This window comes from Acinetobacter entericus, from assembly GCF_026168575.1.
GTDB lineage: Bacteria > Pseudomonadota > Gammaproteobacteria > Pseudomonadales > Moraxellaceae > Acinetobacter > Acinetobacter bouvetii.
The window spans coordinates 14,467-26,287 of record NZ_JAPEQW010000009.1; the positions used below are offsets into that span (position 1 = coordinate 14,467).

The 11,821-nt window shown below is 46.0% G+C and carries 11 protein-coding genes; 5 read left to right on the forward strand and 6 right to left on the reverse strand.

Going from position 1 to position 11,821, the window contains the following annotated elements; all coding sequences use genetic code 11:
• Positions 1-300: 300 nt before the first annotated feature.
• Positions 301-762 carry a DUF441 domain-containing protein gene (locus tag OKC24_RS08635; protein WP_035361800.1) on the reverse strand — a complete coding sequence of 154 codons (462 nt, stop codon included), beginning with the start codon at positions 760-762 and terminating at the stop codon, positions 301-303.
• Between the two features lie 269 nt (positions 763-1,031).
• Here OKC24_RS08635 and OKC24_RS08640 point away from each other — a divergent pair, with 269 nt between their 5' ends.
• Positions 1,032-1,748 carry a pseudouridine synthase gene (locus OKC24_RS08640; RefSeq protein WP_130145907.1) on the forward strand — a complete coding sequence of 239 codons (717 nt, stop codon included), beginning with the start codon at positions 1,032-1,034 and terminating at the stop codon, positions 1,746-1,748.
• A 65-nt stretch (positions 1,749-1,813) separates the two neighbouring features.
• On the opposite strand, the gene OKC24_RS08645 is transcribed toward OKC24_RS08640, so the two are convergent.
• The 3 genes from OKC24_RS08645 to OKC24_RS08655 form a co-directional block, all read right to left on the reverse strand.
• Entirely contained in the window at positions 1,814-2,257 is a 444-nt protein-coding gene (locus OKC24_RS08645) for a GNAT family N-acetyltransferase (protein WP_130145909.1), read from the reverse strand.
• A gap of 93 nt (positions 2,258-2,350) precedes the next feature.
• Positions 2,351-2,698 carry a type II toxin-antitoxin system RelB/DinJ family antitoxin gene (locus OKC24_RS08650; RefSeq protein ID WP_005008965.1) on the reverse strand — a complete coding sequence of 116 codons (348 nt, stop codon included), beginning with the start codon at positions 2,696-2,698 and terminating at the stop codon, positions 2,351-2,353.
• A 122-nt stretch (positions 2,699-2,820) separates the two neighbouring features.
• Positions 2,821-3,726, reverse strand: a complete 906-nt coding sequence (locus tag OKC24_RS08655; protein WP_131276548.1) for a pseudouridine synthase — start codon at positions 3,724-3,726, stop codon at positions 2,821-2,823.
• Between the two features lie 138 nt (positions 3,727-3,864).
• Here OKC24_RS08655 and tsaE point away from each other — a divergent pair, with 138 nt between their 5' ends.
• From tsaE to hfq, 4 genes are all read left to right on the forward strand, one after another.
• Positions 3,865-4,335 carry a tRNA (adenosine(37)-N6)-threonylcarbamoyltransferase complex ATPase subunit type 1 TsaE gene (gene tsaE / locus OKC24_RS08660; protein ID WP_130145911.1) on the forward strand — a complete coding sequence of 157 codons (471 nt, stop codon included), beginning with the start codon at positions 3,865-3,867 and terminating at the stop codon, positions 4,333-4,335.
• The gene (gene mutL / locus OKC24_RS08665) at positions 4,332-6,320 is read left to right on the forward strand and encodes a DNA mismatch repair endonuclease MutL (protein ID WP_265464973.1); all 1,989 of its coding nucleotides are present in this window, start codon (positions 4,332-4,334) and stop codon (positions 6,318-6,320) included. The genes tsaE and mutL overlap by 4 nt, the downstream gene beginning before the upstream one ends.
• 6 nt (positions 6,321-6,326) lie before the next feature.
• Positions 6,327-7,271, forward strand: a complete 945-nt coding sequence (miaA, locus tag OKC24_RS08670) for a tRNA (adenosine(37)-N6)-dimethylallyltransferase MiaA (RefSeq protein WP_005008976.1) — start codon at positions 6,327-6,329, stop codon at positions 7,269-7,271.
• Between the two features lie 94 nt (positions 7,272-7,365).
• Positions 7,366-7,875 (forward strand): RNA chaperone Hfq, encoded by a 510-nt coding sequence (hfq, locus tag OKC24_RS08675; RefSeq protein WP_265464974.1) that lies wholly within the window; start codon positions 7,366-7,368, stop codon positions 7,873-7,875.
• A 99-nt stretch (positions 7,876-7,974) separates the two neighbouring features.
• Here hfq and OKC24_RS08680 read toward each other — a convergent pair whose 3' ends face one another.
• Together OKC24_RS08680 and OKC24_RS08685 are read right to left on the reverse strand one after the other, a co-directional pair.
• Positions 7,975-9,288, reverse strand: a complete 1,314-nt coding sequence (locus OKC24_RS08680) for a peptidylprolyl isomerase (RefSeq protein ID WP_130145919.1) — start codon at positions 9,286-9,288, stop codon at positions 7,975-7,977.
• Positions 9,288-11,732, reverse strand: coding sequence for an LPS-assembly protein LptD (locus OKC24_RS08685; RefSeq protein WP_130145921.1), 2,445 nt, complete (start codon positions 11,730-11,732; stop codon positions 9,288-9,290). The genes OKC24_RS08680 and OKC24_RS08685 overlap by 1 nt, the downstream gene beginning before the upstream one ends.
• Between the last annotated feature and the right edge of the window lie 89 nt (positions 11,733-11,821).

The following is an 11,821-nucleotide window of genomic DNA, read 5'->3' on the forward strand; positions in this document are numbered from 1 at the left end:
CGCCAAGTTCAGCTGCCTGTAAAAGCAGATTGGCGCTTTGCGCACACTAAAACTGTGTTCATTCATCATCACTATAAGCTTGAGGCGTTTGTACAGGCATCATTGCTAGAAATCCTGCTTCTGCATACAGCGTGCGAAAAAATATTCGAATACAGCACGCTGTATTTCTAATGCTTCGATAGCTGGCTTTGGCAATGCCGTTCAGCCGTTCTCAGCCACTATTATGGCCAATTCAATTTTTAGGCGCTGCTTATTTTATGGCCGAAAAATAAGTTGTGAATAGTGTGCTTTACGGCTTTATTATTGCCCTGAACCAATCAGTAGGGATAATATTCCGGCAGCAATCAAAGGGCCAACAGGTACGCCGCGCAATACGGCTACGCCAGCCACAGTGCCAATCAGCAAGCCCGCTACAATATCGGGCTGATTCGACATCAGCTTCACGCCGCGTCCGCCCAGCCAAGCCACCAATAAGCCAATAGCAATGGCCAGCAGCGACTTCCAGCTGAGAAAGGATTTCAATATGGCGTCACCTGGGATTTTGCCGCTGGCAATGGGGGTGAGCACGCCAATGGTTAAAATAATGATGCCAATATTTAAGCCATGCTGCTGCAGATAAGGGAAAAATTCATTTAAAGGGGTGATGCGGAACACGATCAGCACCCCCGCGGCAATGGATACGGCAGAATTATGGCTGAATATCCCGCAGGCCAATAAAATCAATAGAACAATCAGGTTTAAATCCAGGCTGGACAGGTTCATCACGCGTACTAAATTTTGCATTATTGATGGGATTATAGCGGATTTCACCGCTTTAAGCTGATGCATTGGTGAGCCGGGCCAGAAGTTCAGGTATACAGTGATCAGGCCATGCATTCATCCAGATTGCGCTTTATATATTTTTTATTGCACAAATTAAGGGTTCGCCAGCCATTTCCAAGCTTATTCACAGCATAGATAAATATGGCCCAAGATTGGGTTTCTGATCACGATACATTAGAATGAGCTGTGATTTTTTGAGATGTGCTTTTATGTTGTTGGAAAAAATGCTGCAATCGCAAGGTTTTGGTTCACGGAAATATTGCCAGCAGCTGATTAAAAGCGGCGCAGTTCAAATCCATGGCGAGGTGGTCGATAATCTGAAATATAAAGCTGATCTGAAGCAGCTGGAATTTTCGGTATATGGCGAAAGCTTTGAATACCGTGAAAAAGTTTATATCGCCTTAAATAAACCGCAAGGCTATGAATGCTCACATCAGGCCACACACCATTTCAGCGTATTTGAATTGTTTGATGATGTGCTGATGAACCGCGGCTTGCAGTGTGTAGGCCGTTTAGATCAAGATACAACGGGCCTGCTGTTGCTGACGGATGACGGGCAGTTTTTGCAGGCGCTGACGCATCCCAAAAAGCATGTGGCAAAGGTTTATCAGATGCATACTGCAGATCCAGTCACCGCAGCGCAAATCGAGCAGCTGGAACAGGGCGTAGAACTGCGTAATGAAGCGGGTGTATTTGCTGCGACAGATGTGCAGAGTCTGGCTGAACGGCAGCTGCAAATGACCGTTCATCAAGGTGTTTATCACCAAGTTAAGCGCATGCTGGCAGCGGTAGGCAATAAAGTTGAACAGCTGCGCCGTGTGCAAGTTGGCCAGCTGAATTTAAGTCATTTGGATAATTTGCCGCAAGGCGAATGGATGTATCTGTCATCAGAACAAATTGAGTTGGCCAAAATCCGAGAGAATTGATTCAAATATGAACAGTGCGGCTGCATTTTCAGCTGAGCTTTTCATAGCGGGCGGAAGGGGCCGGTTTACTTTAAAAAGCAGTGGTAAGTTTGAAATTCATCATCTTTCACAAAGCCCATGGCTTCATACAACTGATGGGATTGATAATTGCTTTTTTGGGTTTCTAAGGTAATGCGCAGCGCATTTTCATGGCGCGCAAATAAAATCGCGGTATCAATCAGCTGTTTGGCGGAGCCTTGGCGGCGGTAAACCGGCCGCACATAAACATCATCTAAAATATAGTAAGTTGAACAGGCGACAGAAGAAAAGCCAAGGTAAAGAAGGATAAAGCCGGTAAATACATCATCTTTGATATGGATGAAAAACACACTTTGCTGATTGTCGAAGCGCTGTTTTAAAAATTTATAGGATAAATCCAGATTGGAAGATGCGCCGTAAAATTGGCGGTATTCATCAAATAATACGGCCAGCTGGGTCAAATCCTGTTCTGATGCGCGTCTTACAATCATTGTTGTCTCCATGCATTTTATTATCTCTTTGCATGAAGCATAACCAAAATTCAGAAGTTGATGATTTTTAAATTGTTTGTAAATGCGACAGTGTTAACTTTTGTCACTTTCACCTAAAATGGCATTCAGCTCTTCAAACAAATCGATATGTTCATCATCTAGCAGCAGGTCAGTTTCTGATGCATCTGCCTGTTCAGTATCAATCAGATCGGGCTGTACAGATTTGGCATCCTGCTGCTTAAGTTTTCGTAGCCGAATCAGCTGTTCTAAATTAATGTTCTGATTTTCAATCGAGAAGGGGATAGACTTTGTCAGTACAACTTGTTTAAAAAAAAGGCGAACTGCTTGGGCAGGCGTAATCCCTAATTGCTTAAATACAGCAAAAGCTTGTTTTTTCTCTTGGGAGTCCAGACGGATTTGATAAACTTCGGTTTTTCTCATAATTTTAGAAAGCTTTAAATTACTTAACTTTTCGCATTTATTCTAATCAAAACTCATCGAATTTCAATAGCTAAACGCAGAAAATCTAAAAAAATGTAATGACATCCATATTACAGTGTAATTTAGAGGGTCAATTCCATTTTTGAGCTGAATTGCAGTGCTTTCAAAGTGATAGGATCTTTAAATTCAAGATGTTTTGCCAATAACTGCAATGGTGACGTGAAATCATCATCCACTTTATGTGCAATTTTTGGATAGAATGGATCATTTTTGATTGGTAAGCCCAAATGGCTGAGATGGACTCTCAGCTGATGCTGCTTGCCTGTATGCGGCTTTAGCAGGTATTTGGCCCACAGCTGATTGTGCTCCAGCAGCTGTATTTCTGTTTCACTGTTGGGGGTGCCTTCACATACCTGCATGGTGTAAAATGGCTGCCCCTTGTCCATATTCAGGCGAACCGTCTGCGGAAATTGAAGGCCCGAATCGTAGGTTGCAACCGCATGATAGGTTTTTTGCACTTGCCGGTCTGCGAACATTTGCTGGTAAATGCCGCGTGTTTCAGGCCGTTTGGAAAATAAGACCACTCCAGCAGTTTCACGGTCTAAACGGTGAATTGGGCTCAGCTGTTCATTGCCCATTTGGTTCTTCAGCCTGACCAGAAGAGTTTCTTGCACATATTGCCCAGTCGGACTGATGGTCAGAAAATGCGGTTTATCAATCACCAGCAAATCATCATTTTCAAATAAAATGGCATGTTCGAAGGGCACATGAATTTCGCGCTTCAGAAAACGGTAATAAAATACGTGGCTGCCAGCCTGAAATGTGCTGTCTATCCGCAGCTGTTGCCCTTTGGCATCATAGATCAAACCATCCATAAAACGCTGCTGCCATTCGGCTGTTTCAATATGCGGGAACTGCAGGCACATGTAAGCGAAAACCGTCTGAATGGAAGACGGCGAAGGCTTTAGGAAAACTTTACTGGCGCTGACGCCATGCAGCATGGGTGGTGTAAAGTCGGCAGGGTGCATAGCAGGCATTGGATCACTTTGACTGGATGGATTGAAGCCGCCAGATTGTAAAAAATACACAATCTAACGCCAAGAAATAGGCTTTTCAAGCTGTGCGATGCTATCATATTTGCTCTTTAAGTACATGTCGTGAGCAGTATGCAGCACTCATTTAATCTGACTTTAAATAATGAAGAAGATACCAAAAACCTGGCTGAAATTTTGTCAAAGAATTTCACAGCGGGTGTCATTTATTTAATTGGCGATTTAGGTGCAGGAAAAACCACGCTCACGCGTTATTGGCTGCAGGCTATGGGCCACAAGGGCGCGGTAAAAAGCCCAACCTATACCTTGGTAGAGCCGTATAATATTCAAGGCAAAGATATTTTTCATTTCGATTTATACCGACTCAATGATCCTTATGAGTTGGAATTGATGGGCATCCGTGATTATTTGGAAACTGCCGATGCGCTGTTTTTGTTTGAGTGGCCATCCAAAGGCGGTGAAGAAATACCGGAAGCGGATTTAATTATCAATATTGAAAAATCAGACGATAATTTAGTCCGCCATGCCACATTAACGTGGTCTTCAACAAATTTACAGCAGGCTTTAGAGAAGCATTTTGTATGATGAATGATGTCAGCGCTCGCCGCATCCGGACGCTCGATCCTGCCTTAGCCAATCAGATTGCTGCCGGTGAAGTGATTGAGCGCCCAGCTTCTGTGGTAAAAGAGCTGCTGGAAAATGCCATTGATGCAGGTGCAACCGAACTGATTATTCGGGTTGAGCAAGGCGGCAGCACGCTGATTGAAATCATTGATAATGGCCGGGGGATACATGCAGAAGATTTGCCCTTGGCAGTGATGCGCCATGCCACCAGCAAAATACAAACAGCTGATGATCTGCAGGCCATTGTCAGCTTAGGTTTCCGCGGTGAAGCTTTGGCATCCATCGCTGCTGTATCGCGCTTAACCTTAATCAGCAGTCAGGATGAAGACGGCGTGGGTTATCAGGTCGAAGTTAACGGTACTGCATTTGATCATCAGGAAATTCAAGCCGTTGCTTCTGCCAAAGGCACGCAGATTCGAGTTCAGGATTTATTTTTTAATGTCCCGGCGCGCCGTAAATTTTTAAAGAAGCCGGGTACAGAATTTGGCCATATTGAAGAAATCGTCCGCCGTCTGGCGCTGACGCATTTTGATATCCGCTTTGTTTTAGAGCATAACAGCAGCATTAAGCTGAATTTACCTGTTGCTGACAGCGGCGAGCTGCGGTTCCAGCGTGTTCAGCAGATGCTGGGCCGTCAATTCACTCAAAATGCCTATTGGATCGATGCAGACAGCATCAATATGCGTTTAAACGGCTGGCTGGGACATCCTTCAGATGCGCGTGCACAGGCCGATTTGCAGTATGTTTATGTGAATGGCCGGATTGTTAAAGATAAAACGATTTCGCATGCGCTGCGGATGGCTTATGAGGGAATTTTGCACGGCCATCAGCATGCAGGCTATTTACTGTTTTTGGAAGTCGATCCAGAAAATATTGATGTCAATGTGCATCCGACCAAACATGAAATCCGCTTTTTGAATCAGCGCGAAGTACATGAATTTGTACGCCACTATGCAAAAGCGACTTTATCACAGTTCCAGACCGCCTCGGCTGAATTGGCATCTGCAATGAAGCAGGATGATCAAGCGCCTGTACAAGACGCATTTCAGCCGCAGCCGCGCTATCAGGAGCAGTTCCTGCTGCATAAGGCTGCGGAATCTGCCGCAGCGCCAGCTCAAGAAGCAGCTCTACCGGACGGCTTAAGTGATTTTAATTCGGTGCAGCCGCAATCTGTGTCTTATCTGCAGCCTTCCGCTTCAAATCATGCGGCTGGCTATGCATCCGGCTATTCTTCACAGTATGCCGGTTCGCAAAAACTGAATAATGCGCTGCAAAGCTACTTGGCGCCGCTGCGGGATGCCTCGGCAGATAGCCTTCAAACCGAGTCATTAGAAAATCACATCGCAGCGAAAGTGGATGAGCATCCTTTAGGCATCGCGATCGCTCAGCTGCATGGCATTTATATATTGGCGCAAAACACCGAAGGCCTGATTATTGTTGATATGCATGCGGCGCATGAGCGGATTGTTCTGCAGCAGATGAAAGCGGCATGGGATAAGCCGGAATTTTGGACTTCACAGCAGCTGCTGATTCCGAAAGTGGTGCCGATCAGCCGCATGCGGGCTGCGCGCATTGACGATTTAAAAGAGCAGCTGGCGCGCTTAGGGCTGGACATAGATCAGTATGGCGATGAGCAGGTGATCGTGCGAGGAGTGCCCGCTATTCTGCATAAGGCGGATTTTGATGCCTTGATTCCTGAATTGCTGCATGATTTAGATCCGAATGATCAGGCGCAGGGCTTGCTGCAAAAACGCGACCAGATTTTGGCAGGCATGGCCTGCCATGGCGCTGTGCGCGCGCACCGCATTTTAAGCCTTTCAGAAATGAATGCTTTGCTCCGGCAAATGGAGCAAACCGAATTTGCCAGCCAATGCAATCATGGGCGCCCAACATGGCGCGCCTTTCCATTGGCACAGCTTGATAAATTATTTGCTCGGGGAGAGTAGCGTTACATGTCAAATCAACTGCCGGTCATCAATTTAATGGGGCCTACTGCGAGCGGGAAAACCGCTTTGGCATGTCAACTTTATGAACAGGGCAATTTTGAACTGATTTCCGTCGATTCTGCACTGGTATTCAAAGATATGGATATTGGCACAGCAAAGCCCACGCAAGAGGAACAGGCGCGTTACCCGCATCATCTGATTGACCTTATCAGTCCATTGGAGGTGTATTCGGCTTCACAATTTGTCGATGATGCCAGTGCGCTGATTGAGGATATGCATTCGCGCGGTAAAACCCCTATTTTAGTCGGCGGAACAATGCTGTATTTCAAAGCATTGCTGGAAGGATTGTCTTCCAATCTGCCTGGCACAGATTACGCGGTACGGGCCGAGATTGAGGAAAAAGCGGCGCGGGAAGGCTGGGAGGCTGTGTATGCTGAACTTTGTCAAGTCGATCCTTTGGCGGGCCAAAGGTTTAAGATGAGTGATAAACAGCGGATCACCCGAGCTTTGGAGGTCTTTAAGCTCACAGGCGAACCAATTACAAAACTGCAGGCAGAGCAGCCTAAAAATTTACCATATAAGTACAATTTTCATAATTATGCTTTGATGCCTGATCGATTAGAATTGCATAAGCGCATAGAAAAACGATTAGAAATTATGTGGGAAATCGGATTTTTAAATGAAGTGAAAGGCTTGATGAAAAAATACGATTTAGATGAGAATCTTCCTTCCATGCGCTCCGTTGGCTATCGGCAAGCACTCGATTTTTTGAAAAAAAGTGATCAAACTGGTGAAAAACAGCGGGAAATGGAGGATAGAGCGCTCTTTGCAACACGACAACTTGCTAAACGTCAATATACTTGGTTAAGATCTTTGCAAGAAAAGCATAAATTTACTACATATTTTACTATCGAGCAGGCTCAAGAAGACTTGCGAAACTGCCACGGATAAAGCAAAATTTAGCTACTGCCTTTTTTATAATTTTTAATTGAAAAATAAAGGTAGTTTTGCGCTGATTTTTTAATTTTTTTTTTGGAGTTATAACATGTCTAAAGGTCAAACTTTACAAGATCCGTTCTTAAATTCTCTCCGTAAAGAACGTATTCCAGTTTCTATTTTCCTTGTGAACGGTATTAAATTACAAGGTCACATTGAATCTTTTGACCAATATGTGGTTTTACTGAAAAACACTGTAAGTCAAATGGTTTATAAACACGCCATTTCTACTGTTGTTCCAGCGCGTAATCCGCGTCCTGCCGGCGCTCCTGCTGGTGCTCAAGGTGCAGGCGGCTTCGGCGGTGCTCAAGGTCAAGGCGGCGGCTTCGGCGGCGGTCAAGGCGGCGGCTTCGGCGGTCAAGGCGGCTTCGGCGGTCAAGGCGGCTTTGGCGGTCAAGGCGGCGGCTTCGGCGGTCAAGGCGGCGGCTTCGGCGGTCAAGGCGGCTTCGGCGGTCAAGGCGGCGGCTTCGGCGGTCAAGGCGGCTTCGGCGGTCAAGCTTCTGGTTTTGACGGCGAAACTAAATTTGAAGATTCTCAAGATGACGAAAATAATCGTTAATTAAGAATTTTTTAAAAAGCCTCTTTTTATAAAGAGGCTTTTTTGCTTTTGAGAAGATGATAAAAAACCAGCTGATCAGCTGGTTTTTTATCAATCACCTTAAGGCTTATTCTTTTTGCGGTCTAGGCTGGCATCTTTAATGTCTACAAATGCATTGTTGCGGATTTCCCGCAGCCAGCTGTCCAATTCCGCATCAAATTGACGTTCACCCAGCAGCTGCCGCGCCATGCGCTCTTGATATTCTTTGGTCATATCCTGCTGGCGGGTATCGGTCACTTGAAGAATGTGCCAGCCAAACTGTGATTGGAATGGTTCGCTGATTTGACCTTTCGGTGTATTTTTCATTTTATCATCAAACTCTGGAACCATCATGCCCGGTGTAACCCAGCCCAAGCTGCCGCCATCACGGGCAGAGCCGGGATCATTTGAATATGTCGATGCCAATACAGCAAAATCTTCACCTTTTTGCAGGCGGCTGTACAGGCTGTCAATCATTTGCTTCGCATTTTCAGGGCTAACAACTTCAGAGGGCTGAATCAGGATATGGCGCGTTTGATATTGCGGAACGATGGCTTTCTGGTCACCGCCTTTACGCTCTACCAGTTTTAAGATATGAATGCCGTCACGCACAGGAATCAGCTCAGTCGTTTGACCATCCTGCAGCGGGCTTACACGGGCAGCCAGCTCGGCAGGAATGTCAGATAAGCTGCGGAATCCCATGTCTGCACCTTCAACTTTGATAGTGCCGGTAGAGAATTTTTTGCCGATTGCCGCGACATCATTGCTGTTCGCAAGCTCAGCTTTTACCTCTTTTGCCACTTTCTGAGCGGCGGCTTCATTACCTGAAATGCGGATGTGCAGAACATGCGCTTGATTGCCAATCGCTGCTTGGCCTTGCGGTGAATTTAAGAAGTTTTTGACATCTGCATCACTGATTTGAATGCGTGATGTTACGATTTGCTGGCGCAGGCGTTTTATGGCTAAATCTTCGGCAATCTGGCTGCGTAATGATGCATAAGTATTGGGCGCAATTTTATCCAGTTTTTGCTGGAAAGCTTCCAGGCTTGGTGAGCCCGAGTCTTTTGCAACTTTTAATACCGCCTCATTTAAGCTTTTTTCATCGGGCTTAATGTTGTAGCGCTTGACTTGTTCGAGCTGCGCCTGGCGGATAATGAGCTGTTCTAGCGCTTGCTGCTGCAAATACTGTTCTGGCGGTACTGTTTTCTTTTGCACTTCAAGCTGGTGTTTGAGTTCGGCAATGCTCTGTTCTAAATCACTGCGCAGAATTACGCTATTGTCCACAACAGCAATAACTTCATCTTTAGGTTGAGCAGCAAAGGCTGGTAATGATGCAGATAGGCAAAGAGCAAGTGCTGTCGCTTTAAAAACGCGTTTTAACTGTAGTGTGTTCATTAACGTTCTGTCCAATTTTGATTGATATTATTAAAGCCTAATACTCGGGTTTCCAATAAAGATGCAAGTTTATTGTTGAAACCGCCTAAGCCCTTCAGAGTAAATTCTGCCATGATCGCGCGTTTTGGCTTTACGCTGTCATCGTTGACATTGTCCAAATCATTATAATAAGAGCGGCCATAGACTGATACGCCCCAGCAGCACGATTCATAGTTGACGCCAAGCAGGTATTCACGGGCGACATTGTTGTCCAGGTCGTACTGTGCATGACCCACCAGCCGCCAATTGTTGTGTACGGGCTGAATGAAGGATGCAACCGCTTGATCGTAGCTGTCTTGACGGTTTGGCAAGTACCGGCGGTTAAAATAACCGATATTGTAGAGGTTGCCCTTATCGCCTGTGTAGTACAGCTGTACATCACGCTGCGCATTATCGCCGTTGGACATCCATGCGCCATTTGCACTGACTCTGAAACGTTCAGACAGCTGGCTGGATACGTTAACCACAGGGCCTGTGCGGCGCTCGCGGTCAAATTCATCGGACGTATTATTGAGTGTTACGCGGCGGTCTTCAAAGTAGAAGCTTTGCCCCACGCTGGCTTTCAGGCGTTCCAGTCCAATGCTGTCAAATAGGCTGTAGCTGAGGCCTAGAGATGCAAAGTTGTTGTCTTCTAAGCGGTCATGGCCGTAGAAACGGTTCGGGCTGAACAGCTGGTCATAGTTGATGGACGCTGTGGTTGTATCAAAGTTTGGGCTGCTGTCCTGATTTTTATAAGGCGCATAGGCGTAGAACAGCCGAGGGGTTAAGGTCTGCAGGAATTTTCCATCTTTTTCAAATGTCAGGCCGGTATCCAACGTGAACTGCGGCACAATCGTGGATTTGCGCTCATTTGAAGAGTTGATGTTCTGCGCATTAATGGTGTCCTGATCATAGAAGGTGTTGATGCTGCGGACAGAGACTTCAGGAATGACAAAAGACCACGGCGTCAGGTAATTGTAGCGCACTGCGAAATCATTGTAGATGCGCGTGCCGCTAGGTTCAGCGCTTGTGCTGTTGAAGTCGGAAATGTCTTTCTTAAAATAGGCGGTATCGTGATTAAACTCGTACTGCAGGCCTAAGGGGCTGCCATGCTTATAGTTCAGCAGGAATTGCGGCAAACGGGCATAAGGGCGGTCTTCGTCTTTGACCGTATTATCCAGCGTTTGAAAATTTTCAACTTTCAGCTGCGCTTTAAGGCCGGGGATGCCGTTTTTATAATTGAGTTCCCACGCGCGGCGCAGGTTCAAGTCGGTTTTTGAGTTCGGGTTATTGTTTAAGTCGGTAAAATAATCTTTATCCGATGCGTAGTTGAAATCTACATTGGTGCTGAACTGCTGGTTAAGATCCCATTTATGCAAAATGTGCAAATCTTTACGGTCTTGGTCGTCATATTTTTTATCTGAAGGCAGGTAGCCGCCCCAGATCATGCCTTCACCGTAGTTTTCCGTTAAGTAGCGGAATTCGCCTTCCAGCATTGGGCCGCGGGCACTGATATAGCGCGGTGTAAGGGTGGCATCATAATTCGGCGCAAGATTCAGATACACCGGTACGCCAAGTTCGATACCGCCGTCATTGGTGAAGCCGAAGCTTGGCGTTAAAATGCCTGTAGTCCGGCGGTCATCAATAGGGAAGTTGAAATACGGCACAGCCATCACAGGAACATCTTTTACATACAGTTTTGTTCCTGTAGTCTCACCGCGGCCGGTTTCCTGATTAAGCTTAATGGTGTTGGCTTGAATTTTCCAAGTCGGCTTTTCATCCGGAGGGCAGGTGCTGTAAGTGGCATTTTTTAGCTCGACCGTCTGTGCTGACGTGCGTGAAATTTTTTCTGCGCTGCCATGCGCATGGGTTTGTTCAGCAATGTATAAGCTGTTGCTTAAATCGCCTTGCTGTGTTTTTAGATTGTAATTAATCGAGTCGCTTTGCGAGAGCAGGCCAGCTTGCGCCATTTGAACGTGGCCTGATGCATTGGCGTAAGTTTGGGTCTTATCAATTTTAATTTGGTCAGCGCGGATTTGACGGCCTTCTTGATCAATGATGACATTGCCTTCAAGAATAGAGTCGCCGTTGGGGTCAAAGTGGCCATAATCTGCAGTGATGGTGGACGTCGCCTGATCTGAAGGCACGGCTTTAATATCCGATGCGATGGGAGTGACCCATGCGCCTTGGCAATACGCTGAACTGAGCTGATGTCCTGCACGCTGCTGCGCTTCGGGTGCGGATTTGTCTACATAATATTGTTCAAAAAAGCTTTGACCTGGATAAGCTTCCGAAATCGTTTGTTTTAATTGCTCTGCGTCATTTTCCGCAGAAGCTGGCGATGCCGCATAGCTTGATACTGAGCTGCCGCAAAGAAGGGTTAAGATCGCAGTCGCTAAAGGATTAAATTTAAACTGATGCTTCATTTGTCTCATTAACCAAGAATGCTTTATCGCAATTAATTATTGTCGCATCATAGAGAAAAAGTTGATAAGTAGCTACACTTAGCACTTTA